Origin of the sequence: Deefgea sp. CFH1-16, assembly GCF_016881365.1 — a bacterium.
GTDB lineage: Bacteria > Pseudomonadota > Gammaproteobacteria > Burkholderiales > Chitinibacteraceae > Deefgea.
On record NZ_WLYT01000001.1, the window covers coordinates 743,252 to 767,626 of the forward strand.

At 47.2% G+C, this 24,375-nt stretch carries 19 protein-coding genes, 1 tRNA gene and 5 pseudogenes; 6 read left to right on the plus strand and 19 right to left on the minus strand.

What is annotated here, in order from left to right; all coding sequences use genetic code 11:
• The first annotated feature begins 2 nt into the window (after positions 1–2).
• The 4 genes and pseudogenes from GKO28_RS03945 to GKO28_RS03960 all read left to right on the plus strand — a co-directional run bounded on the left by GKO28_RS03945 (position 3) and on the right by GKO28_RS03960 (position 3,466).
• Complete coding sequence (locus GKO28_RS03945) at positions 3–1,268, plus strand: M48 family metallopeptidase (protein WP_182075431.1); 1,266 nt, start codon at positions 3–5, stop codon at positions 1,266–1,268.
• 63 nt (positions 1,269–1,331) lie between these two features.
• Entirely contained in the window at positions 1,332–1,652 is a 321-nt protein-coding gene (locus GKO28_RS03950; RefSeq protein ID WP_182075432.1) for a 4a-hydroxytetrahydrobiopterin dehydratase, read from the plus strand.
• Positions 1,649–2,534 (plus strand): annotated as a pseudogene (gene rsgA / locus GKO28_RS03955) (ribosome small subunit-dependent GTPase A). Before GKO28_RS03950 ends, rsgA begins: the two are co-directional and overlap by 4 nt.
• A 278-nt stretch (positions 2,535–2,812) precedes the next feature.
• Positions 2,813–3,466: an RIO1 family regulatory kinase/ATPase gene (locus tag GKO28_RS03960; protein ID WP_182075433.1), complete on the plus strand. Its 654-nt coding sequence runs from the start codon at positions 2,813–2,815 to the stop codon at positions 3,464–3,466.
• Between the two features lie 148 nt (positions 3,467–3,614).
• Here GKO28_RS03960 and GKO28_RS03965 read toward each other — a convergent pair whose 3' ends face one another.
• Positions 3,615–4,157 (minus strand): DUF2062 domain-containing protein, encoded by a 543-nt coding sequence (locus tag GKO28_RS03965; protein WP_182075434.1) that lies wholly within the window; start codon positions 4,155–4,157, stop codon positions 3,615–3,617.
• 83 nt (positions 4,158–4,240) lie between these two features.
• Between GKO28_RS03965 and GKO28_RS22630 the strand changes: the two are divergent.
• Positions 4,241–6,449, plus strand: a pseudogene (locus tag GKO28_RS22630) (bifunctional (p)ppGpp synthetase/guanosine-3',5'-bis(diphosphate) 3'-pyrophosphohydrolase).
• A 61-nt stretch (positions 6,450–6,510) separates the two neighbouring features.
• Here GKO28_RS22630 and pyk read toward each other — a convergent pair.
• A complete protein-coding gene (pyk, locus tag GKO28_RS03975) occupies positions 6,511–7,947 on the minus strand; it encodes a pyruvate kinase (protein ID WP_182075435.1) in 1,437 nt (478 codons plus the stop codon).
• A gap of 253 nt (positions 7,948–8,200) precedes the next feature.
• On the opposite strand from pyk, the gene GKO28_RS03980 reads away from it, so the two are divergent.
• Positions 8,201–8,275, plus strand: a tRNA-Arg gene (locus tag GKO28_RS03980).
• 54 nt (positions 8,276–8,329) lie between these two features.
• Here GKO28_RS03980 and fliJ read toward each other — a convergent pair.
• The 17 genes and pseudogenes from fliJ to GKO28_RS04050 form a co-directional block, all read right to left on the minus strand.
• The gene (gene fliJ / locus GKO28_RS03985; protein ID WP_182075436.1) at positions 8,330–8,665 is read right to left on the minus strand and encodes a flagellar export protein FliJ; all 336 of its coding nucleotides are present in this window, start codon (positions 8,663–8,665) and stop codon (positions 8,330–8,332) included.
• Positions 8,666–8,766: 101 nt separating this feature from the next.
• On the minus strand, positions 8,767–9,465 hold the full coding sequence (locus GKO28_RS21075; protein ID WP_282099224.1) for a hypothetical protein: 699 nt from the start codon (positions 9,463–9,465) through the stop codon (positions 8,767–8,769).
• Positions 9,466–9,509: 44 nt separating this feature from the next.
• Positions 9,510–10,169 (minus strand): hypothetical protein, encoded by a 660-nt coding sequence (locus GKO28_RS21080; RefSeq protein WP_282099225.1) that lies wholly within the window; start codon positions 10,167–10,169, stop codon positions 9,510–9,512.
• A gap of 3 nt (positions 10,170–10,172) precedes the next feature.
• Positions 10,173–11,057 carry a flagellar assembly protein FliH gene (locus tag GKO28_RS03995; RefSeq protein ID WP_182075437.1) on the minus strand — a complete coding sequence of 295 codons (885 nt, stop codon included), beginning with the start codon at positions 11,055–11,057 and terminating at the stop codon, positions 10,173–10,175.
• A gap of 8 nt (positions 11,058–11,065) precedes the next feature.
• Positions 11,066–12,062: pseudogene (gene fliG, locus GKO28_RS22635) on the minus strand (flagellar motor switch protein FliG).
• A 24-nt stretch (positions 12,063–12,086) separates the two neighbouring features.
• Positions 12,087–13,805 carry a flagellar basal-body MS-ring/collar protein FliF gene (gene fliF / locus GKO28_RS04005; protein ID WP_182075438.1) on the minus strand — a complete coding sequence of 573 codons (1,719 nt, stop codon included), beginning with the start codon at positions 13,803–13,805 and terminating at the stop codon, positions 12,087–12,089.
• 27 nt (positions 13,806–13,832) lie between these two features.
• Complete coding sequence (gene fliE / locus GKO28_RS04010) at positions 13,833–14,153, minus strand: flagellar hook-basal body complex protein FliE (protein WP_182075439.1); 321 nt, start codon at positions 14,151–14,153, stop codon at positions 13,833–13,835.
• Between the two features lie 74 nt (positions 14,154–14,227).
• Positions 14,228–15,565: a sigma-54 dependent transcriptional regulator gene (locus tag GKO28_RS04015; RefSeq protein WP_182075440.1), complete on the minus strand. Its 1,338-nt coding sequence runs from the start codon at positions 15,563–15,565 to the stop codon at positions 14,228–14,230.
• 11 nt (positions 15,566–15,576) lie between these two features.
• Positions 15,577–16,658 (minus strand): annotated as a pseudogene (locus GKO28_RS04020) (chemotaxis response regulator protein-glutamate methylesterase).
• Between the two features lie 212 nt (positions 16,659–16,870).
• A complete protein-coding gene (gene cheD / locus GKO28_RS04025) occupies positions 16,871–17,461 on the minus strand; it encodes a chemoreceptor glutamine deamidase CheD (RefSeq protein WP_247646357.1) in 591 nt (196 codons plus the stop codon).
• 12 nt (positions 17,462–17,473) lie between these two features.
• Positions 17,474–18,298, minus strand: coding sequence for a CheR family methyltransferase (locus GKO28_RS04030; RefSeq protein WP_247646359.1), 825 nt, complete (start codon positions 18,296–18,298; stop codon positions 17,474–17,476).
• A gap of 205 nt (positions 18,299–18,503) precedes the next feature.
• Positions 18,504–21,278: a methyl-accepting chemotaxis protein gene (locus GKO28_RS22640; RefSeq protein WP_374220709.1), complete on the minus strand. Its 2,775-nt coding sequence runs from the start codon at positions 21,276–21,278 to the stop codon at positions 18,504–18,506.
• Between the two features lie 41 nt (positions 21,279–21,319).
• Positions 21,320–21,760, minus strand: a complete 441-nt coding sequence (locus tag GKO28_RS04040) for a chemotaxis protein CheW (RefSeq protein WP_247646362.1) — start codon at positions 21,758–21,760, stop codon at positions 21,320–21,322.
• Between the two features lie 6 nt (positions 21,761–21,766).
• Positions 21,767–23,632, minus strand: a complete 1,866-nt coding sequence (locus GKO28_RS04045; protein WP_247646365.1) for a chemotaxis protein CheW — start codon at positions 23,630–23,632, stop codon at positions 21,767–21,769.
• A gap of 18 nt (positions 23,633–23,650) precedes the next feature.
• Positions 23,651–23,758: pseudogene (locus tag GKO28_RS22155) on the minus strand (Hpt domain-containing protein); the annotation flags it as partial.
• Complete coding sequence (locus GKO28_RS19210) at positions 23,719–23,907, minus strand: hypothetical protein (RefSeq protein ID WP_247646366.1); 189 nt, start codon at positions 23,905–23,907, stop codon at positions 23,719–23,721. The gene GKO28_RS19210 and the pseudogene GKO28_RS22155, both read right to left, overlap by 40 nt.
• 24 nt (positions 23,908–23,931) lie before the next feature.
• Complete coding sequence (locus GKO28_RS04050; protein WP_182075441.1) at positions 23,932–24,297, minus strand: response regulator; 366 nt, start codon at positions 24,295–24,297, stop codon at positions 23,932–23,934.
• Positions 24,298–24,375 lie beyond the last annotated feature (78 nt).

The window sequence follows — 24,375 nt, forward strand, 5'->3', positions numbered from 1 at the left end:
TCATGACTGACCTTTTTAGCGCTACACAATTTTCACTACTTTTCTTGTTTGCCCTGATGGCGAGTGTTTTATTACAGCTTTGGTTAGCACTGCGTCATGTCAACCATGTAAAACGCCATAGCAAGGTGGTGCCTACTGAATTCGCCGAGCAAATTACCCTCGCCTCACATCAAAGAGCGGCGGCGTATACCATCGCTAAAACTCGGTTTGGCATGCTCACCACTATTTTTGATGCCATGATCTTGGCAGCGTTTACTTTGGGCGGCGGTATTGCGTGGTTATCCAATCTCACCGCACAGTGGTTTACTCCCGATAGCCTCGGCCACGGCATTGCGCTGATTGCTAGTTTAGCGGTGGTCAGTAGCATCTTGTCGTTGCCGTTTTCTTTGGTCTCGACCTTTGTCATTGAGTCACGCTTTGGTTTTAACCAAATGAGCGCCAAGCTGTTTATCACCGACCTGGCCAAAACCACGCTGATCGGAGCCGTGATTGGCCTGCCATTAATTGCGGCGGTATTGTGGCTAATGGGCGCGATGGGCGAATATTGGTGGCTGTGGGTTTGGATAACCTGGCTGGGATTTTCGCTGACGCTGATGTGGGTGTTTCCAACCTTTATCGCGCCGCTATTTAATAAATTCATTCCGATGGAAGACGGCGAAGTGAAAGCGCGGATCACTGCCCTACTGACTCGCTGCGGCTTTCAATCGAATGGCTTATTTGTAATGGATGGCAGCAAGCGCTCATCGCATGGCAACGCCTACTTCACCGGCTTGGGTAAATCCAAACGCATTGTGTTTTTTGATACGCTACTGAAGCATTTATCGCCGTCAGAAATCGAAGCGGTGTTGGCGCATGAATTAGGCCACTTTAAGCATCGCCATATTGTAAAACGCATTGTCTGGACTTTTGCGCTGATGCTGGGCTTTTTATGGCTGTTGGGTCAGCTCAAAACCCAGTTGTGGTTTTATCAAGGTTTGGGCGTGACTACGCCATCCACTGCGGCGGCTTTATTGCTGTTTTTTATGGTGCTGCCGGTATTTACTTTTTTGTTTTCACCGCTGAGCTCGATGATGTCGCGCCGGCATGAATATGAAGCGGATGCCTTTGCGGCCAGCCAAAGTTCCAGCGCAGATTTAGTCAATGCCTTGGTTAAATTGTATCGCGACAATGCCGCAACACTGACACCAGATCCTTGGCATAGCTTGTTTTATGACAGCCATCCGCCAGCCAGTTTACGCATTGCTGCCTTGCAACGACTGGCAGTGTAATTAGGTTTGGGCTTATTCAATAGCTTGGACTACAACAGAGAAAACCCACACTGGAGCTCTGCGATGTCGTTAAATACCGAATCTTGTGTTCAAGCTGCGCCCAAACTTGATGCGCTGGCCGTTGAAATGCTATGTACCGAGCTAGACGATTGGTTTGTCGTGAATGACAGCCTAGAAAAAACGTTTCGCTTTCGCAGTTTTTATGAAACGATGGCGTTTACCAATGCGGTGGCGTTTATTGCCCACCAGCATAACCATCACCCCGATATCCAGCTGAGTTTTAGCCGCTGTAAACTGACATGGAATACCCATTCAGCCAACGGTTTAACTCGTAATGACTTTATCTGCGCCGCGTGCGTAGATGCACTTCCAAAGGCCTCATGACCGAAACAGCCCGCATTGTGACTAGCTACGGCAAGGTTTACATCGTAGAACTTGCCGATGGCCGCCGTCTTTCCGCCTCAACTCGAGGCAAAAAAACCGATTATGCCTGTGGCGATCAAGTTGATATCGACGTGCTCAATCTTGAGCAAGCCGTGATCAATAAAGCATTGCAGCGTAAAACCCTGCTCTATCGCTCCGATGCTTGGCGCAGCAAAATGATTGCCGCCAATGTGACGCAGATTGTGATTGTGGTGGCGACTGAACCGAGCTTTTCCGATGAACTCATTAGCCGCGCCCTCATCGCCGCAGAAGCCGAAGGTATACGTCCAGTAATTTGCCTGAATAAGTGCGATTTACCAGTGGCCGATGCCGCCAGAGCGCGTTTGGCGTATTACACGGGCTTAGGCTACCCCGTGGTTGAGATTTCCGCCAAACAAGATTTAAGCCCACTCACGCCCTGGCTAGAAGGGCAAGTCTCGGTCTTGGTGGGTCAGTCTGGGATGGGAAAATCTACCATTACCAATGCCTTGATTCCAGAAGCCAATGCCCGCGTAAAAGAAATCTCTACTGCGCTCGATTCGGGTAAGCACACCACCCACACATGCCCAGCTGTATAAACTCAATGCCACCTCTGAACTAATCGACTCACCCGGTTTGCAATCTTTTGGTTTGGCACATATTGGAGTGGAAGACTTACCGCGCTTAATGCCCGACATGGCGCGCCACCTTGGACAGTGCCGCTTTCACAATTGTCGCCACCGCCAAGAGCCCGGCTGTGCCATTCATGCCGCGATTGCCGAAGGAACGATCTCACAAGAGCGTTTAAACTTTTTGCAACGCTTGCAAGACGAATTAACTGCCGCTGCCAGTAGCAAGTACTGATTACGAACCAAAACAGAGACGGCAAGGATATAGACGAGAAACAACAAAAAAAACTGACTTGAATCTTTTTATTTTCAATACATAATGTTAATTATTTTCATAAAACTGACTTGTATTGAAATTGATTATGCCAGTAGCATTGCCAATCGCTCAGCTGACCACCGCCAACTTACCCACCGCAGACCGGATTGTCTTGGTTGAATTTGCCGGTGAGCGGTTGATTATCAAACGTCAAGAGCCTGCACGTTCGGCGCTCGGTTATCGCTTACTCAAATGGCTTGGCCAAAATACTGCGCCTGCCCTTACTCTGTGCCGTCCATGCGCCCGGTGGTGCCGCTAGTCAACGTATCGAAATTGAACGCCTAGCAGCACTGCATCGCGCTGGCGTGCCTGTGCCGCAAGTGCGCCATATTGAACAAGATTGGTTTGCCATGAGCGTCGCTGGCGAGCAGTCACTCGAAGAATTGCTGCGCACCTCTGGTCCTGAGCAATTAGAGATTTGGTTAGCAGGGCTACAGGCGATATTGCAAGTCCATCAATGTCACCAAAATCTCAGCCAAGCGTTTACCCGTAATATCATGTGGCAAAATGGTCAGATTCAATTTATTGACTTTGAAGACGACCCAGCCAAAAGCCTGCCACTGGCCTATGCACAAAGTCGAGACTGGCTACTTTATCTGCAATCTAGCGCCTACTATCTGCAAGCCGATAACACCACCCTCGCTCAACGCTTATTACAGCAACTCATGCGCGATGATCCAGAAGTACGCGAGCTGGTTTTGCATAGTGCGCGGCAATTGGCGTTTTTACGCCATCTACCCAAAAATCGCCGCCCATGGGGGCGCGATGTGGTTTTATTGCAGCGAGCGGCCCAAGTGCTGCACGCCCTCAACCAAGCTGGGGCGCAGCTTAGCACTCGCAATACTGCCTGATTTAACTTGGGGAACTAGGGTCTGTTGACGTTTGGTTTGCCAACCGCGTTTGTGCGGATTTTGGCCTGAAGCAAGGCACGAAGCGCGCAGCGTAGTCATTCTACGTCAGCGCTTTGTAACGCAGCATCAGACCAAAAGCCGCCAAACCCTAGCGCCTTTTTCTTTTCTGGTACAGCATCCAATACACCCATAATCGCCATAATAACTGCACGGCAAAATACATCACAATCGCCAAACCAAATGCCAATATAGGCAAGCCAATCAAGAGTGGCATCCCCAGGGCGCCCACCCAATGCCACATCGCCAGCAACCAGCTATTCAACGAGAGCTCGCCCCACTCTGGCATCGGTGCCAGCACCGCCCGCCCTTGGGTATTGCTCACCCAAGCGCCAATTTGATACGCCAGCCAATAAATCGGCGCAATAGTCAGTGGATTGGTATAGAAAGTCCCCAAAATGGCAACCGGTAAATTAACCCGAAAAATCAAACATAAAATCGCCGAAGTAATCACCTGCAATGGCCCCGGAATCAGGCCACCAATCATGCCGACGGCTAAGCCCCCAGCGACGGATTTTCGATTCAGATGAAATAAATTGGGATGCTCAAACCAAGGGGCAAAACGCCGTAAAAAACGATTGTCTAGCATCGCCGCGTGGTCAGGCAGCCAGCGGCGGAGGTATTTTCGAGGCATTCGGTTATTTTTCCAATGATTTAGCTATGACAGACTGTATTATTGCCGCAAAATTCAATGATTCGTTTACGTTGTAGAAAATTATGGTTGCCGTTACTCGTCCTCTAGCCCAATCGATTGCCGAAGCTGCCGATCCTGATCGCTGGTTAATTGCGCTTTCTGAGCGCTATCCACCGCAGGATATTATCCGTTTACGTGAAGCATTAGACTGGGCGGCGGAGCTGTATCAAGACTCAGTCAATCCAGACACGCAAACGTCTTTGTTTATTCATGCCGTGGCCAGCGCGTCCATCGTGGCCGATTTACGCATGGATGCCAATGCAGTGATCGCCGCGTTGCTATTTTGTGCGCCCGATAAACTCAGCAATGCCACCGAACAAATTAATAAGCGCTTTGGCAGCATCGTCACCGCCTTAGTGGAAGGGATTATCAAGGTCAGGCAATTACGCCAATTGGCGCAGCCACAACACGGTAAGGCCGCGGACTACGCGCAGCAAGTTGAAGCGCAGCGCAAAATGCTGCTGGCGATGGTGGAAGATATTCGCGCAGTGCTGATTAAGCTCGCTTGGCGCACGCAAACCATGCATAGCTTGGCCAATGTAAAAACGAAGAACAGCGCCGAATTATTGCCCGCGAAACCTTAGATTTATTCGCACCTTTGGCCAATCGCTTAGGCGTTTGGCAAATTAAATGGGAGCTCGAAGATTTAGGTTTCCGCTATTTGCATACTGATACCTATAAAAAAATCGCCAAATTACTCGATGAGCGCCGGGTGGATCGTGAGCATTTTATTGGCGATGTAATCAGTAAACTGCGAAGCGAATTAGCGCTCGCTGGCGTAACGCATGTTGACTTGATGGGGCGGCCAAAACACATCTACAGCATCTGGAAAAAGATGCAAAAGAAAAAGCTCGATTTTTCTGAGCTGTATGATATTCGCGCCGTTCGCGTACTGGTGGATGATGTTAAAGATTGTTATACGGTACTCGGCATTGTGCATAATCTATGGCAGCCGATTCCCGGTGAGTTTGACGACTATATCGCCCAGCCCAAAGGCAATTTTTATCGCTCTTTACATACCGCGGTAATAGGCCCTGCAGATAAAGCGGTTGAGGTGCAAATTCGCACCTTCGATATGCACGAACACGCGGAATTTGGCGTTGCCGCGCACTGGCGTTACAAAGAAGGCGGCAAAGGCGATTCACGCTATGAAGAAAAAATTGCTTGGCTACGCCAATTGCTCGATTGGCGCGAAGATTTAGCCAATGAAAGTGATTTTTCGGATGCGTTCAAGGCAGAATTATTCGACGATACAATTTATGTCCTAACCCCAGCGGGTCGCGTTATTTCACTGCCTAAAGGCAGTACGGCGGTCGACTTTGCATATCATTTGCATACCGATTTAGGCCATCGCTGCCGTGGTGCCAAAGTCAATGGCGCGATTGTGCCGCTGGGCACGCCACTGGAAAATGGCCAACGCGTTGAGATTCTAGCCGCCAAAGAAGGTGGGCCAAGCTTAGATTGGTTGCATCAAGGTTATGTTAAAAGCCATCGTGCCAGCCAAAAAATTCGGCACTGGATACGGCAGCAGCATCTGGATATTGCCATCGAAGCTGGACATACTTTATTTGATAAAGAAGCGTCTCGCGCTGGGGCAAGTAATATTAGCCAAGAGCTGATCGCCCAAAAACTCGGCTATAAGCAAATCGAGGATGTGTTTGCCGCGCTAGGCCAAGGCGAATGCTCTTGTCGCGCATTAGCGATGGCCTTTGCCGAATCGCTGACACCGCAAGAAGTCGCCGACCAAACACCAGAGCTGATGGTTAAAACCGCCCGCGCTAATCAAAGTGGCGAAGGTATTTTAATCGAAGGCATCGATAAATTAATGACGATGCTGGCGCGCTGCTGCAAACCGGTTCCGCCCGATCATGTGATGGGCTTTGTGACCAAGGGGCGTGGGATTTCGATTCATCGTACCGATTGCAGTGCACTCAAACGGCTAGCGACTGAAGCGCCAGAGCGACTGATTAAAGCCGATTGGGGGCAATCAGCGGGGCATGTGTGTTTTCCGTGGATATTTTGGTGGAAACGCTGGAGCGAGCGAGTATGTTGCGCGATTTATCTGACGTGATGGTCAGAGACAAAATCAATGTGACTGCGGTGCAAACGCAAAACAAAGATGCTCGCTCTCAAATGCGGTTTACGATTGAAATCCGCGATAACGAGCAACTGCAAAAAGTCTTTGTGCGCCTAAAGGATGTCCCAGGCGTGATTCGTGTTTCAAGACAATAAAGTATGAAAAAGAGGCGCACCTCGGTGCGCCTCGATCCATCACGCAGAGCAACTACAGCAGTTAGCGATGCTTAATTTCACCGGCTTTAACGATTTTTAGGCAGTTGGTTCCACCGCCCATACCGACCACATCGCCAAAAGTAAATGCAATCAAATCGCCGACTTGCACGATACCTCGGCGTAGCATTTCTACCTCTGCGCGCACCAATAAAGATTCACGATCAGTATTATCGTGCGACAGCATCACTGGCTCTACGTCACGGAATAATGACAAGCGATTGTAGGTTTCAGCTTCTGGCGTTAAAGCATAAATTGGCACACCACTAATCACGCGTGACATCCACAATGCTGACGAGCCCGATTGCGTCAAAGCGGCAATGACTTTGACATTCAAATGATTGGACGCAAACAAAGCCGCCATGGAAATAGTTTGGTCAACTCGAGAATATTCGCCATCTAAAATAGCCGCATTGCTGACTTTATAATCTTGCGATTTTTCGGCCTCAACACACACTCGCGCCATCGACTCAACGGTTTCTACCGGATAACTACCCGACGCCGTTTCGGCCGACAACATCACCGCATCGGTGCCATCTAATACCGCATTGGCCACGTCAGACACTTCGGCGCGCGTTGGTACTGGGCTAGAAATCATCGACTCCATCATTTGCGTTGCCGTAATGGTGAGCTTATTCATCGCGCGGGCGGCTTTAATCATGCGTTTTTGTAGTGCAGGTACTGCCGCATCCCCCACTTCAACCGCCAAATCACCACGCGCCACCATAATGCCGTCCGACGCAGTCAAAATGTCTTCTAAATTACCAATGGCTTCAGTGCGTTCAATTTTAGCAATCAGCAATGCCTTACTGCCCGCAGCTCGGAGCAATGTGCGCGCCATATACATATCAGCGCCACTTTTAGGGAAAGAAACCGCGACATAATCGGCGTGTAACTTGGCCGCAACTTTGATGTCTTCCATGTCTTTGGCGGTTAAAGCCGGAGCGGTTAAGCCACCACCTTGGCGATTAATGCCTTTATTATTTGAGAGCGTGCCGCCAACTAACACGGTGGTGAATACTTTTGCGCCTTCCACATGATCCACTTGCAGTTTGACTTTACCGTCATCAAGCAGCAATACCACCCCGCTTTCCACATCATTTGGCAGCTCTTTATAATCTAAGCCAACGGTGTTTTGATTGCCCAGCGCGCATTCAGCATCAAGGATAAATTTGGCGCCATTTTTTAATTCAATTTTATTTTTTTCAAACTTACCGACACGAATTTTAGGCCCTTGCAAATCCACCATAATGGCAATCGGGCGATTGAGTTTTTTGGCGATTTCACGCACTAAGGCGGCACGATCTAAATGATCTTGTGCGGTGCCATGCGAGAAATTCAATCGGACCATATTCACTCCAGCCACGATTAGTTTTTCCAAGATCGTGACATCATTGGACGATGGGCCTAAGGTTGCGACAATTTTTGTACTGCGTGACATGAATTTCTCCTGAACGAATGCGCTGGCACTATTGACGTATAGCCTAGGGCAACAATCTCCCCATAGCGTTGATTAATGTCATTTTGCAGCAAGGTAGTCAATTATTTAGCCACAGCCGTGGCAACAGCATCACAATCTACGCGCCATATCGACGAGGTTCGATTGCCATTGGCTTGACCGGCTCAACCCCAATATCAAGCGCTCCGATCACTGCTGGCAGAAGCACCGCCCTTGCGGTACAATCGCCGCCGTAGTCCTCGTAGTACAACGGATAGTACCAGTGCCTCCTAAGCGCTAGATACAGGTTCGATTCCTGTCGGGGACACCAGCAATGACAAAAGCCCCAATATGGGGCTTTGTTATTTCTGTTAATGCCGCGCGGCTAATATCGCCCTAAACGGCTATTAAATTCATCGAGCAGTTTTTGCTCTTGCTGCCCTTCTTTGCGCAGTTCAGCTTGATTGTGCCGATCGCGTAAGGCTTCGAATGCTTTTACTTTGCGCTCGCAGCTTTGCCAGTCATTTTTATGCCGTTCATATTCCAGCGCTAACCGCTCTACTTCAAAGATTTGCTGATCGGCAGCGCCATCGAGTTTGGCCAAAAATAATTGATAATCTCGCCACTGCCCAATCGACATGCCAGTTTGCGCGCTATTGGCCAAGCGAGCGCGGTATTCATTTCGAAAGCCATCCACTTGTTCGAGCTTACTGCGCGCCAATAACCACGCCGCTTGTGCGCGCTTGCATTAAGCGTGCCGCGTCTTCACGCTGATCGATTGCCAGTTGCAATAAAAATGCAAAACGAAATTGAGCCACTCAATTACATCCCAAACAATTGCGCCAACTTCACTCTAGCGCCTTCGTAGCTTTCTTGTTCATGAATCCCTTGTTGCAAAAAAGCTTCAAAACCGGGATGCCGGCGTATCGCTTCATCGAGCACCGGATCGGACCCCGGCACATACGCACCAACACTGATTAAATCGCGGCTACGCTGATAGCGCGCATACAAGTGCTTAAATTTACGTACTAAGTCAAATTCAGGCTGGCTAATAATATCGTGCATTACCCGTGAAATAGAGGCTTCGATATCAATGGCCGGGTAGTGACCAGACTCCGCCAATTGCCGGGATAAAACAAAGTGACCATCTAAAATCGCGCGGGCATTGTCAGCGATGGGATCTTGCTGATCATCGCCTTCTGACAAGACCGTATAAAAAGCCGTAATTGAGCCACCGCCCTCCCGACCATTACCAGCCCGCTCAACCAATTGCGGTAAGCGTGCAAATACCGAAGGTGGATAACCTTTGGTGGCGGGTGGCTCGCCAATAGCCAAGGCGATTTCCCGCTGCGCCATCGCATAGCGCGTTAAAGAATCCATAATCAACAGCACATTTTGCCCTTGATCGCGAAAATACTCGGCAATGCTGGTCGCGTAGGCGGCGCCATACAAACGCAGCAGCGGCGGCGTATCGGCAGGCGCGGCGACCACCACACTACGCGCACGACCTTCGTCGCCCAAAATGTTTTCAATAAAATCTTTAACTTCTCGGCCCCGCTCGCCAATTAAGCCCCCACCACCACCACATCGGCCTTGGTGTAACGCGCCATCATGCCGAGCAGCACCGATTTACCCACCCCAGAACCGGCAAATAAACCCAAGCGTTGCCCACGCCCAACCGTCAGCATGGCATTGATGGCGCGTACGCCAACATCCATCACTTGCTTGACCGGCTCTCTATCCATAGGGTTATACGGGCGGGCAAATAAGGGCTGATAGCTATCAAACTGCAGCGGGCCCTTGCCATCGAGTGGCCGCCCCAAACCATCTAAAATTCGATTGAGTAATCCCCACCCCACAGGCACTTGCCGGCCATGATCTTCAACACGCCGCTGCGCCGCTCTGGGCTTGCCAAATTCGGGCTCCCACGCAGAAAAATCCTCCAGTGGAATCACTGCCGCACCCGGCTCAACACCATACACTTCAGCAATCGGCATTAAAAACAGCCGGCTTTCTTGAAAGCCCACCACCACCGCCTCCACTGAATGGCCATTGGGCGTCATCACTTGGCACGACGCGCCAATGGGTAGCCGTAAGCCGACCGCTTCTAGCACCATGCCCGAAACGCGCGTTAAACGCCCGCGCGGCTGCCATGGCCGAATCGCAGTAATGGCCGAACCACAATCATTGAGATAGCTTTGAATGAATTGAATTGGCGCACTCATAAACTAAGCGCGCTCAGCGTCGGCTGCGGGTGCCAACGGCGATGGCGATGGCGATGGCGATGCATCGATGATCGCTATGGATTCAAGATCAGTGCTTACTGGCGCTGGCGTTTCTAAATGCAGGGCTGCAGGTGCAGCCTGTGTTTCCTCTACGGGGTATTGCCCCCAAGCTAAATCAGCTCTATCGCTACGTCTTAATACCCTCAAAATATTTTCCCAGCGTGATGCCAAAGAAAAAGACAACTGGGTGGCCGGCGTTTCAATTTTGCAGCTGCCACTCAATAAACTAGGATCTGCGACCAAACGCCAAACGTCGTCAGGCAATTCGATTTGTAGCGATGAGTGCAGTAGTTCAAAGTCTTGGGGCGACAAAAATAAGCGCGATGGATGGGTCGCCGTAGGCATCATCGCCAAAGCTTCACGAATCGGTGCCAATAGTTGCTTGGGGTGATTTTGTAATTCGTCACAAATCATTTGTCTTGCCGCAAGCAAAGCCAAATCAAGAACCGATTCGGCCAATTGCGCTTCGCCCTGCGCCAAGGTTTCGGTGATATGCCCTAATAGAGTCAGTAATTGCTGCGTTTCAGCCTCGGCCGCCAAACGACCGGCCTCTAAGCCCGCTTGAAATCCTTCATGCTGGGCCTGCTGCTGAATGGCTTCAATTTCTTCGGCGGTCGGTAGCGGCAAGCTCGGCTCAATAGGCAGGACAGGCTCCGGCGCTACTTCTGGCGGAGGCAGCGGTTCCGGTATCGGCTCTATCACCTCGGGAGTTGCAACAGCAAGAAGGGGGGGAACGGCCTTTGGCGTATCAAGCAGTGAATTAAATTGCCAGCGCTGAAACTCAGATAGCTCTTCGCGTGGAATCACGCGACGATGGGGTCCTGACATGGTGTTCCTTATTCAACTAAGCCCTCGCCACCGCCGCCGCCCAATACAATTTGTCCTTCATCGGCCAGACGACGTACGATTTTAAGAATTTCTTTTTGCTCGCCTTCAACCTCAGAGAGCTTAACCGGCCCTTTTGCTTCCAGATCTTCACGCAACATTTCTGCCGCACGTTGCGACATATTTTTAAATATTTTTTCGCGTAATGCTTGGCTGGTGCCTTTGAGCGCGACCACCAAAGAATCAGACTGAATTTCACGCATCAAGAGCTGGATACCACGGTCATCAATATCCAACACGTTATCGAAGGTAAACATTTTATCTTGGATTTTTTGCGCCAGTTCAGGGTCGTATTCGCGAATATTGGCAACCGCCGAGGTTTCGACTGCGCTACCCATAAAGTTGAGCATATCGGGCCGCCATTTGCACGCCGCCCATGGCGCTTTTTTTCAACTTGTCCGAGCCAGACAACAGCTGCGTTAAAACATCATTCAGCTCTTTTAATGCGGCCGGTTGTACACCCTCAAGCGTGGCAATCCGCAGTAAAACATCATTGCGTAAACGCTCAACAAAATGCCCCATGATTTCAGAGGACTGATCTGGCTCTAGGTGCACCATAATGGTGGCAATAATCTGTGGGTGTTCATTTTTAATCAACTCAGCAACCGCAACCGCATCCATCCATTTTAACGATTCAATCCCGTTATTGTCATTGCCTTGCAAGATACGGTCGAGCAAATTGGCCGCTTTGTCGGTGCCGAGCGCCTTGGTTAATACTGAACGAATATATTCATCGGCAGCGCCCAAATTAGCGCGGTTTTGCGTTGAGGCAATGAAATCCCCCAACACTTTGTCCATATCTTCACGCTTTACCGCGTTCATATTGGCCATGGCAAAGCCAAGTTTTTGGACTTCTTTAGGCCCTAAAAACTTAAAAATTTCAACTGCACAATCCTCACCCAAAGACATCAGTAATAAGGCACCACGATTGACGCCGTCTTCATTCATATTGGCTGCCATCTAGATGCACTCCTAAGACATTTTATTGGGGTCGGATTTCTCCGCATTAACCATCATCCATTCACGCAAAATCGTAGCGACCATGCGTGGATCATTTTTGGCCAACTCTTTGGCTTGTTGCAGTAAGTCAGCAAAGGCAGACATTTTCTGCTGTTCGTCATCGCTCTCACTCGCCTGCCCTTTCGAATCTGGCGAGAAATGCTCACCCGCAGGCATATCCCCCAAATCAAGCTCGGTGGTGCGGGCTTCTTCACGAGAACGCGTGATGTCTTTCATCAGCGGTCGAACGATAAAGAAGAGTAAATAAATGACCGCCACTAAAATCACAACCGCTTTTAAGACGTCGGGGCCATTGTTTTGCACATAATTTAAAGCGCGATCTTGCAATGGTTTTTCTTCCAAAGGAATTGACTCTGCAAAAGCGGCATTCACCACATTCACCGAGTCGCCACGCTCTTTGTTATACCCAATCGCTTCACGCACCAAGTTGTTAATCTGTAGCATTTCTTGCGGCGAGAATGGCACATACGACAACTTGCCATCTTTATCTTTGCCAGCCTTGTAATTGAGTACCACAGCGGCAGAAAGGCGCTTAATCGAGCCAACCGACTGCTTCACATGTTGGATGGTTTTATCCACTTCAAAATTAGTGGTCGCCTCTTTGCGCGAATTACTTTGCGTTGCTGGCAATATCGCGCTCGCTCCCGAGGCAACCGGCGCCGTAATCGGTGCGAGTGCAGCGCCTGGCGGCTGATTAGATAATGCCCCCGGCACGCCCATCGCCATCTCTTCGCTCGATTTACCGGCTTGCTCCAAAGATTGCAAGCTACGAATTGCGGCGGCATTGGGCGGCGAGTTCGGGCGATACGTTTCTGAGGTTTGTTCGATTTCAGAGAAGTCGAGCTGCGCCGTTACCTCGGCACGAACATTCCCTTTACCGACAATCGGCGCCAAAATCGTTTCCAGTCGCTCAACAAAACCTCTTTCAACGGTATTGACATACTGCAGCTGGCGCTGATCTAAGGTGCCCTTATTCAGGTCTGCTGAACGCGATAATAAATTGCCATCTTGATCGACCACCGTCACATTGGTCACCGGCATACCGGGAATACTCGATGACACTAAATGGATAATGCCAGCGACTTGCCCGCCATCGAGCACGCGGCCAGGATGCAAGGTCAGCACAATCGATGCCGATGGCTTTTGTTGGTCGCGCAAAAATACGGTTTGCTTTGGCGTTGCCAAATGTACACGGGCTTTTTCTACTGAAGAAATACTCTCAATCGAGCGAACTAACTCACCTTCGATCGCACGTTGATAATTGACTTGCTCGGTAAACTGAGAAACACCAAATTTCTGATTGTCGATTAACTCAAAACCGGTATTGGCCGCTTTAGGTAAACCCTGCGCAGCGAGTTTGAGCCGTACATCGTAGATTCTTTCTGCGGGAACTGAAATCATTCCAGCGTCTAGCTTATAAGGGATATTGAGCTGCTGCAAAGACTGGACGACAGCACCGCCGTCTTTATCCGGCAAATTGGTAAATAAGATGCGATAAGCCGGTTCGCGTGACCAAAGCAACGACCCCACAACTGCCGCAACAATAATGGCCACCATCACCATGGCCAACATTTTACGCCCAGCAGGCATCTCGCTGAAGCGCTGACGCAGCCCACCGAAATTTCCTGCCCTAACTATGGTGTTATCTGTCGCGACGCCCGCTTCTGCCATACCTTACCGATTTTCAAGGTGTCAGGTTTATACCTGCATATTCATCACTTCTTGATAGGCAGTCACTAACTTATTGCGCACTTGCACCATGGTTTGAAAACTCAAACTGGCTTTTTGCAATGAAACCATCACATCTTGTAAATTCGCGTCCGAATCGCCCGACTGAAAAGCTGCTTGTTGAGCTTGTGCGCCTTGCGAGACTTGGTTCACTTGGTCGATGGATTGTTTTAGTAACTCGGCAAAATCAGGCGCCCCTGCTTCAGCTACTTTCGCTACTGGCTGACCAGATGCTAAAGCAGACATCGACCTTAATTCGCCGAGAACCTGATCTATTCCTTGCACGCTCATAACTACCTATCCTTCTTGGCAAAATTGTAGGGGCGCATGGCGATGGCGGCAAGCAAATACTGCGCCTTGTCGCATCAAATCGGTAAATTTCCGTCTTGTTCACGGTATTGTGCCAATTTATAGCGCAAAGTTCGCTCGCTCATCCCCAATTTCTCTGCAGCGGCTTTCCTCACCCCTTGCGTTGACTTCAATGCTTCAAGAATTAGATTTTTTTCCATGTCTTTAATATTGCCAGAGGAGGTATTGATTTCGGCTGTCTGGCAATCGCTCAAACTAGCGGCAGTATTTGCCGCATCCGATGGCAAATACAAATGCTCGACGGCAATTTCATCCCCTGGCGCTAAAATTAAAGCCCGCTGAATCACATTATCTAACTCACGAATATTCCCTAACCAGCGATGCGCTTTCAGCGCTTGCTCTGCAGCTGGCGTCAAATTAGGTAAGCGGCGCTGGTAGGCAACTGAATACGTAGAAAGCATAGATCGTGCCAAAGGGATTAAGTCTTCCAAGCGCTCGCGTAGCGCTGGAATACGCAAAGGAAATACATTCAAACGATAGAATAAATCTTCGCGAAAACGCCCAGCTTTGACCTCAAGGCTTAAATCACGATTGCTAGTGGCCAAGATACGAATATTCAAGCTAATCGATTTCACGCCACCGACGCGCTCCAACTCTCGCTCTTGCAACACCCGCAGTAATTTGGCCTGCAATGCCAACGGCATCTCTGTCACTTCATCGAGTAATAAAGTACCGCCTTGCGCCTGCTCGAACTTACCAATGTGATGACTTGCTGCTCCAGTAAAAGCACCCTTTTCATGACCAAATAAGGTTGATTCAAGTAATTGCTCTGGAATCGCGGCGCAATTAATCGCCACAAATGGTTTATTCGCCCGAGGGCTGTGGCGATGAATATACCGCGCCATGACCTCTTTACCGACACCCGATTCCCCAGTCAACATAATCGAGGCATCGGCCATCGCCGCTCGTCGTGCAATAGCCATTAACTGGCGCATCGCAGGCGCATCGGCCAACACATCGTCCCCTTCCATATCAGGCAGGCGATATTTTTCCACTTGCGCCAACAATAAATCCGGTTCAAAGGGCTTGGGTAAGTAATGGCAAGCGCCGGCATGCAGCGCAGAGACCGCGCGATCAATGACGCCGTAAGCCGTCATCAACATCACCGGCAACCAAGGATATTGCGCTTTGATTTCTTTCAGAAGGGTATCGCCATCCATCGGCTGCATTTGCACGTCGGAAATGACCATACCGACCCGATGTATTTTTAATAACTCTAAAGCCGCCAAACCATTTTCGGCAGCCAATGCTGGATATCCTCCCAATTCAAGCGTATCAAGCAATGCCTCTCGCAGGGCATCATCATCTTCTACAATTAATACCGGTAAAGCCATGTCCTTCCTTTTTAAATCCTAAGCGCTCTGCCACCATTGCTCGCCAACCATGACAATACTTTTTGCGCCATATCTTTCAAACTGACAATTTCATTCACACCACCCACGGCAATGGCTTCTTTGGGCATGCCAAAGACCACGCAACTGGCTTCGTCTTGCGCAAAGTTATGTGCGCCAGCTTCCCGCATTTCTAACATACCAACCGCACCATCTTTGCCCATTCCGGTCAAAATAACACCGATTGAATTCCGCCCAGCAACATTCGCGGCCGATCTAAATAATACGTCCACCGAAGGTCGATGCCGATTCACCGGCGGCGCTTGAGACAGCTCACAGACATAATTTGCGCCGGATATGCCAAGCAAAAGATGCGAGTGCCCTGGCGCAATATAGGCATGCCCGGCAAAACACGCTCTCCGTGCTCCGCTTCTTTTACCGTAATTCGGCACAGCGTGTCTAAACGATTGGCAAAAGACTTGGTAAACATCTCAGGCATATGCTGTGCAATCAAGATCCCCGGCGCATCCGGTGGCATTGGCACTAAAAACTCTTTTAATGCTTCAGTGCCGCCAGTTGAGGCGCCAACAATAATTAATTTTTCTGACTTCATCAGCGGTCTTACCGTTTTAGACAAGACCGCATCTGCAGTGTAATTCACCGCCATATGCGGCTGAGATAATGCACTTACTTTCGCCTTTGCCGCCATGCGAATTTTCTCTCTAATTTCTTCTGCATAATCTTGAATGCCTTGCGCAATATTTAATTTTGGCTTGGCGATAATATCAACAGCACCTAATTCAAGCGCCCGTAATGCCACTTCTGAACCCTTTTCAGTCAATGAGGAGATCATCAGTACCGGCGTTGGTTTTAAGCGCATTAAACGAGCCAAAAAATCTAAACCATCCATTTTCGGCATTTCTACGTCCAGTGTAATGACATCTGGATTGAGTTCCCTAATTTTTTCTCGGGCAATCAGTGGATCAGGAGCTGCTGCAACACATTCCATATCTGGTGCAGTATCAATCACTTCTTTCAGTAGACTTCGCATCAATGCAGAATCATCAACGACAATTACTTTGATTTTTTGCCCCATTCAGGCCTCCCTAGCGCATTGAGTTCAGTACTCGTCCAAGTTTTATGCTATGCACTCAAATAATAAGAAAGCGCATAAAGGTACTTGGATGAGAGACAATGATGCAAGAAAAATAATGATTTAAGGCTTAAGTAAACAACTCAATATCGCCACCATCATCAATATGTGTCAAACGAGCGCCATAGCTTTTTTCTCGCTCTACAATCGTATTGTTATGAACTTCTTTTAATTTCCGAATTAAAACGCCGGCCTGTTTGCGCAAAAAAATAAACTTTGCGTGGATATATATCCAACAAATCCTCAGCAACAATTGGAATTCGCTCTAAAGATAAAAAACTTTTTACAAACTCAGAATTTTTTAGCCCCACATTAGAGACAGTGAAGCCACGTAACACATTACCACCGCCAAATACCTTGGCCTCTAACCGCGTTTTTTTTGCTCCTTGCTTGAGCAATTGATTAATTAAAATCTCCATGGCATATGTGCCATAACGAGTGGATAAGCCATTCACCGTCGCCATCGATTCTGCAGACTCAGGCAGCATAAAATGATTCATGCCGCCAATCCCAGTTACGGGATCACGAATACAAGCGGCAACACAAGACCCCAGCACCGTCACCAGCAACATATCACGGCCAGTAACATAATATTCACCGGGTAATATCTTTGCCGCTTCAATATCAAAATTTTTATCAAAATATAGAGTGGGTGCCAAAACCTCTTCATAAAGGTGATTTGACATTAGCGGTGTCCCCATTGTGAAATCGCATGCTCTGTTAAGCGATACGTTGTTTTTCCACAAGAAGCATAATAATCAGATAAAAATTGTAAATTTTCCGAATGGCCGACATAAAGATGACCTTCTGGTTTTTAACAAATGTCCCATTTTTTCTAAAATGACTTTTTGGGTTGGCCGATCAAAATAAATCATCACATTTCGACAAAAAATAGCATCAAAATGCCCCTGCAAAGGCCAGGTATCATTTAATAAATTAATTTGTTGAAATTCGAGTAATTCACGTAATATTTTTTTGGCGCGTACCTTGCCAGAATCACTGCCTTTTCCTTTTAAAAAAAAGGCTCTTTTTCGCTCCATGGATAATTTTTCTAATTTATCTAAGGTATAAATCCCAGTTGCCCCTGTGGCTAAAACTTGCGTATCTAAATCCGAAGCGACAATTTCAACGTTGGGGTGGTTGCTTTGATAGGCCTCAATCGCTGTCATCGCCAAAGAATAAGGCTCTTCTCCAGTAGAGGCTGCAGAACACCATATGCGAAATGGCTTGGCTGCGCTTTTTTTCATTTGCTGCGCCAGCATATCAAAATGATAAGACTCTCGAAAAAACGAAGTTAAATTCGTCGTCAGCGAATTAGTAAATTGCTGCCATTCTTCTGAATCTGCATCTTTTTCTAATTGAGCTAGATACTGAGAAAATGAAGTCATATTCAACGCGCGTAAGCGCCGAGCCAGACGGCTATACACCATCTGCTGCTTACTATCATTGAGGCGAATACCAGCACGCTGATAAATCAACTGCACAACCTTGTTGAAATCTGCAGTGGAATAACTAAATTCATGGGGATCACTTAGCGGCGAATTTGAAACCATAATTAAACCTACGTATATGATCAAAGCCATTGATAATCAATGCCTAGAAGCAAATACCATCACAAAATTCTAGGCAAAATGAAGAATAGAAAGCCGCAAGAGCCATTCTGAACCGTTGCGGCAATTTACCGAGCAAACTAAAAAGAGACCACCAGAGCTCGACGGTTAACGACTGAAATCGATGTCAAGCCAAAGAAGTATCTCTCTTTGGCTTGCACTGTCTTTTTTTATTTAATTAAAACTCTTCCCAATTTGCATCATCCCCTCCTAACTGAGGTGGTGCAGAGCGTGGTGGCGCCTTACTAGTTGGTTTCGCAACGGATGCCGATGGCGCAGAATGAACGACTTTAGGTGATCGAACGACAGCTGGACGATGAGACGCTTGCTCTGCCCCTAACTTAAAAATAGCCACGGTTTGCGTTAAGTTACTTGCCTGCTCTTCAAGACTTTCTGCCGCAGCGGCGGCCTCTTCAACTAAGGCGGCATTTTGCTGGGTATTTTCATCCATATGCGTAATTGCTTGGTTGACCTGCTCAATACCTGCACTTTGCTCGCTAGAAGCTGCCGAGATTTCACTCATAATATCCGTCACACGGCGCACCGCACCGACCACATCTTGCATCGTATGCCCAGCTTGATCCACCAATTTAGAACCCGCTTCTACCTTGAGTACCGAGTCGCCAATCAAAGTTTTAATTTCTTTGGCAGCACCAGCCGAGCGCTGCGCCAGATTACGCACTTCGGAGGCAACCACCGCAAAACCACGCCCTTGCTCGCCAGCTCGCGCGGCCTCAACTGCGGCATTCAGTGCCAAAATATTGGTTTGGAACGCAATGCCATCAATCACCGAAATAATGTCGACAATCTTTTTCGCCGAATCATTAATGTCTGCCATGGTTGACACCACTTGGCCAACCACATCGCCCCCTTTCACCGCAATATCAGAAGCACCGATGGCTAATTGATTCGCTTGACGGGCATTTTCAGCATTCTGTTTCACTGTGCTGGTAAGCTCTTCCATGCTCGAAGCCGTTTCTTCCAGACTTGCAGCCTGTTGTTCAGTCCGGCTCGACAAATTGCTATTCCCTGCGGCGATTTCTTGCGACGCCACATTGATGGTGGATGCCGCTTCTTTGATATTGGCGACAATTTCAGCCAAACGCTCACTGGTGGTATTGCAGTCTTCTTTCAACTGCCCCAATAAGCCGCGATATTCGGCGGTAATTTTTTGCGTTAGATCGCCCTGGGCTAAAGCCCCCAAGACGCGCGCTACATCGCTTAAACCCGCCTCATTGGATTCAACGAGCTGATTCATCCCTTCGGCCAATTTCAGCATAAAGCCTTCTTTACCAGTAGGATCAACACGCCGTGTGAAATCACCATTCACCGCTGCGTCAACCAAGCTACCCACCTCAAGCTCAACAGCAACTTCTTGCGTACGATCAATCCATTCAACAACCGAGCCTAATCGTGTCACGCCGTCTTTAGCAAACACTGGACTTGCGACTAATTTAAATGTTTTGCCTGCCACGGTAATTTGTGAAACATAGGTACTGGTTAAATTAGCCAACAAACTCGATTGATGACTTGGATTTTTATGGAAGGTATCAATATTGGTGCCAATTAATTTAGAAACATCAAATGATGGCAATACTTTACGTAAATCATTTTGCACACCAGACAACATCGAAATCACTGATTTATTCATATAAACAATCACTCGATTCACATCCGCGAGCATCACATTGGCCGATGTACCTTCCAGCGCACCTAAGATACGTGCACTTTCATTGGACAGTTGTTGTTCACGCAATTCTGCAGCAAGTGCTTCAGTACGATCCAACCATTCAACCACATAACCTTCACGACCACTTTTCTCATTCACCACCGGATTTACAATCAAAGCAAAAGTACGGCCACCAACAACAATACTGGTTCGATGCTCATTGCTTAAGCGATCTAACATACCGCGCTGATGCGCTGGGTTTTTATGAAAGCCATCGATATTGGTACCAATAATTTGGCGGGCATTAAATTGAGGCAAATCTTTTTTAATATCAGCCTCTGCATTTTGCAACAAGCGCTCAACTGCCCGATTGCAATAAATAATATTACGATCGGCATTAGCAATCATCACGCTAGTAGATACCGAATCCAATGCCGTTTTAATACGTGCATTTTCAACTGATGCAATTTCTGCTGCACGTAGTTTTAATTGCAATTGTTGCAATTTCGCCATCAAGCTCGAGGTATCATGATTAGCGACTAAAATTTCGGCGCTTAAATCACCCTGTGCGATCCTATCCACCACCTGTTGAGCAGCTTCTAAATCCCCACCAAGTTGGGTTTTGATTTTTCGTAATAATAAACAGCCAACACCGATCACTAAAACGACACCAATTATTGCTGAAATCAAGACTAATAATTTTATTGATTCAGAGCTTGAATTAAGGGTAGCAGCATCATCCAACACATTTTTCTGTTGAATTTTTATAAATTCTAATACCTCATCACGATATGCATTATAAGAATCTCGTAGTTCACCCATGACATAAATTCTTGAACCTGCGACATCACCAGAGTCAAATAACGCTTTAAACTTAAGCTGAGCGGCATGAAAATTAGCGCGATTTTCTTTGACATTATCTAAATATTTGGTGGCACCTTTATCTTCATTTATTTTTGCATTTTCTTCCGCCTCTGCAAAAATTTTATCGATAACGACTTTCGATTTTAAGACCCTTTCCCATTCGGCGTCTGCTTTTGCTTTATCTTCCGGTGTTGCATTGCCAATAATTTGCATATTACGCAACGCCCTAGTAACGCCATTCACCTCATTCATCAAATCCTGACTACCAATCAGATGAGGCAGGTACTGATTTTTTAGTACATTAGTTTGGGAAATTGTTTTGCTGCTTGCACCATAGGTAATGCATGCCAGAGCAATAAAAACTAAAACAATGACAGATAACCCCAACACCAGGCATTTACGTAAAGTCATATTGTTCATTGGAATCTCCTTATGCTGCAATAGCTTCAACAAGCGCCATGTCAGCACTCGTCATGAGTTTTTTCAATATCAACCAGAATAATCATTCTATTTTCTACAGTACCTAAACCTAATATATAAGCCGTATCTAATGCCGAACCAAACTCAGGAGCGCTACGTAATTGATCACTGGCTAATGTCATAACGTCAGAAACACCATCAACCACAATACCCATGGTTCTTTGTGAAACATTAATAATAATAACGACGGTGAATTGATCATAAACGACATTGCCAAGTCCAAACTTAATTCTTAAATCTACAATCGGAACAATATTCCCACGAAGATTAATAACGCCCTTAATAAACACTGGCGAGTTTGCAATACTAGTTACCGCATCGTAGCCCCGAATTTCCTGGACCTTTAATATATCAATACCATATTCTTCTTTGCCTAAGGCAAAAACTAATAGCTCGCGGTTGACCTCATTTTCTGACATCATTTGCTCCTATGCAGCCATCTGCGTTAAATATGGCGTTGTTATTTGTTGGGCCATTTGTACTAAAACAGCGATATCTAAAATAAATGCAACATGTCCATCACCCATAATGGTTGCACCAGCCACACCGGCAACCCGGCGATAATTTGTTTCTAAATTTTTAACCACGACCTGATGCTGACCTAATAAATCATCAACAAATAGAGCTATTTTTTGCCCTTCCGCCTCTAAAATAATCGCAATGCCATCTTCGAACGACTTGACTTCCGTTGGCAGATTAAATACTTCATATAAAGCAATTAGCGGTAAATACTCACCACGAACATTAATGACACTTCCACGACCAGCCATACTTTTGATATCAACCATTCTTGGTTGCAAAGACTCAACAATAAAAGTCAGCGGAATAATATACAGCTCAGACGAAACAGATATCGACATGCCATCCAAAATTGCTAACGTTAATGGCAAACGTACACTCATTGTTGAGCCAATTCCCGTCATCGATTGAATTTCAATTCGCCCGCCCATAGATTGAATATTTTTTCGTACCACATCCATACCCACGCCACGCCCAGAAACATCAGTGACTTGTTCGGCGGTAGAAAATCCAGCTTCAAAAATGAGCATCCATACTTCAGAATCAGGCATATTGTCATTAACATTAAATCCACGCTCTCTGGCTTTAGATAAAATTCGTTCTCGATTCAGGCCTGCGCCATCATCACTGACTTCGATAACAATATTGCCGCCCTGATGAAATGCTTTCAGCGTCAAATTACCTTGCGCAGGTTTTCCTTTCGCCAAGCGAACTTCTGGGGTTTCTAAACCGTGATCTAAACTATTTCGAACTAAATGCGTCATTGGGTCAGATAGTTTCTCAATAAAACCTTTATCTAATTCCGTATTTTCGCCAATCATACGTAGCTCAACTTGTTTATTGAGCTTACTGGCTAAATCTCGAACTAAACGTGGATAACGATTAAATACAAATGAAATTGGCATCATCCGAATGGACATGACGGATTCTTGTAATTCCCGAGTATTGCGTTCGAGTTGAGCAACGCCGGAAAGTAATTTTTCATGCACCACGGGATCAAGTAATAATGCATTTTGTGCCAGCATGGATTGAGTTATCACCAATTCGCCGACCAAATTTAAAAGTTGATCTACTTTTTCAACACTCACGCGTATTGAGGAATCTGATTTATCACTGACTGTTGATTTTTCAGCCCCTTTATCAATTACAGTTCGATCACTATTGCGGCGATTTGCTGGCTCAGTAATCGCGGGGGCTTCTATTGCAGGGGGCTCAGGCACAATGGCGGCAACGGCAGTGAAAAAGCCAAACCCTTCTCCGTCTTCTAAGAGTACAGTGGGTTCTGGCGTTGTTTCTGAAGTAAAGAATCCATAGCCTTCATTTGCGGCAGGCTCACTTGCGACAGCATCTTCAAAAAAACCGTAGGCACCATCTTGGCTATTTTTTACATCAGTAACTTTTACAATTTCTTTATCAATTTGATTTTGTCCGTTGTGTATACAAATACGCTCCGGTGAAATTAAAAACGCAATGGAGTCCAGTATATTTTCAGCGGATTGTTCTGTTGCCACCTTCAAGCGCCAGGGGCGCTCATTATCGCCATGTTCAACATTAGAGACTTCGCCATACCGAGCTAGGCCAGTAATTAAATTGTTGATATCAAAAATTTCACCAGCGGCGATTTCAATAAACATGCCTTCTAAAGCAAGCGACGGCTTGTCTTCATTGGAAAAACTGGCTAATTCATGCGTAATTTGCTGAATGGCTATTTCATCGGCGTCGCCCTGCCCTCGATGGGCGGCAAGCATATCTTGCAATACGTCACCAGCACGCAAAAATGCATCCACCATTTCAGGACGTAGTTGCGTTTCTTGTTTACGAATCCGGTCTAGCAGATTTTCAAGGATATGAGTGACTTCGGTTAAGTCATTAAATCCAAATGTAGCAGCGCCACCTTTAATGGAGTGCGCAGCACGAAAAAAATGGCATTTAAGGCTTCAGGGTCCGGATTTTCTACGTCAAGCTTTAGCAGTAATGCTTCAAGGCTGGCCAAATGCTCGGCAGCCTCATCAAAAAAAACCGCAATAAACTGGCTCATATCTATGGTCATTGCTTACTCCTGAATACTGGTGAATTAGCCAATGACTTTACGGACCACTTCAAGTAATTTTTGTGGATCAAACGGTTTTACTAACCAGCCTGTCGCACCTACTGCACGCCCACTTTGCTTCATGGTGTCGCTTGATTCAGTGGTTAACATCAAAATGGGGGTCGTTTTATACTGAGGTAATGCACGGACAGTACGGATTAAAGTTAAACCATCCATACCTGGCATATTCTGATCAGTCAAAATCAGATCAACCTGCTGATTTTTAGCTTGAGCTACCCCAGCATTCCCATCGGCAGCTTCAACCACTTCATAGCCGGCACTTTTTAAAGTAAAGGCGACCATTTGCCGTATCGACGTTGAATCATCCACAGTCAAAACTTTTTTAGCCATCTTGTTTTCCCTTAACTTTTAAAGAATGCAGAGCGATTAAAATAAATCCACTGAACCACTATTCATATTTTGTTGGGC

Excerpts from the sequence above, each read along its gene's own strand:
- GKO28_RS21080 (WP_282099225.1), bottom strand. The coding sequence starts at position 10,169 with ATGAGTGCGCCAATTCAATTCATTCAAAGCTATCTCAATGATTGTGGT.
- GKO28_RS03965 (WP_182075434.1), bottom strand. The coding sequence starts at position 4,157 with ATGCCTCGAAAATACCTCCGCCGCTGGCTGCCTGACCACGCGGCGATG.
- GKO28_RS19210 (WP_247646366.1), bottom strand. The coding sequence starts at position 23,907 with ATGACCATAGATATGAGCCAGTTTATTGCGGTTTTTTTTGATGAGGCT.
- GKO28_RS04050 (WP_182075441.1), bottom strand. The coding sequence starts at position 24,297 with ATGGCTAAAAAAGTTTTGACTGTGGATGATTCAACGTCGATACGGCAA.
- GKO28_RS22640 (WP_374220709.1), bottom strand. The coding sequence starts at position 21,278 with ATGAACAATATGACTTTACGTAAATGCCTGGTGTTGGGGTTATCTGTC.
- GKO28_RS04015 (WP_182075440.1), bottom strand. The coding sequence starts at position 15,565 with ATGGCTTTACCGGTATTAATTGTAGAAGATGATGATGCCCTGCGAGAG.
- GKO28_RS03995 (WP_182075437.1), bottom strand. The coding sequence starts at position 11,057 with ATGTCAGGACCCCATCGTCGCGTGATTCCACGCGAAGAGCTATCTGAG.
- fliE (WP_182075439.1), bottom strand. The coding sequence starts at position 14,153 with ATGAGCGTGCAAGGAATAGATCAGGTTCTCGGCGAATTAAGGTCGATG.
- GKO28_RS04040 (WP_247646362.1), bottom strand. The coding sequence starts at position 21,760 with ATGATGTCAGAAAATGAGGTCAACCGCGAGCTATTAGTTTTTGCCTTA.
- fliF (WP_182075438.1), bottom strand. The coding sequence starts at position 13,805 with ATGGCAGAAGCGGGCGTCGCGACAGATAACACCATAGTTAGGGCAGGA.
- GKO28_RS03950 (WP_182075432.1), top strand. The coding sequence starts at position 1,332 with ATGTCGTTAAATACCGAATCTTGTGTTCAAGCTGCGCCCAAACTTGAT.
- GKO28_RS03945 (WP_182075431.1), top strand. The coding sequence starts at position 3 with ATGACTGACCTTTTTAGCGCTACACAATTTTCACTACTTTTCTTGTTT.
- GKO28_RS04030 (WP_247646359.1), bottom strand. The coding sequence starts at position 18,298 with ATGGCTTTGATCATATACGTAGGTTTAATTATGGTTTCAAATTCGCCG.
- pyk (WP_182075435.1), bottom strand. The coding sequence starts at position 7,947 with ATGTCACGCAGTACAAAAATTGTCGCAACCTTAGGCCCATCGTCCAAT.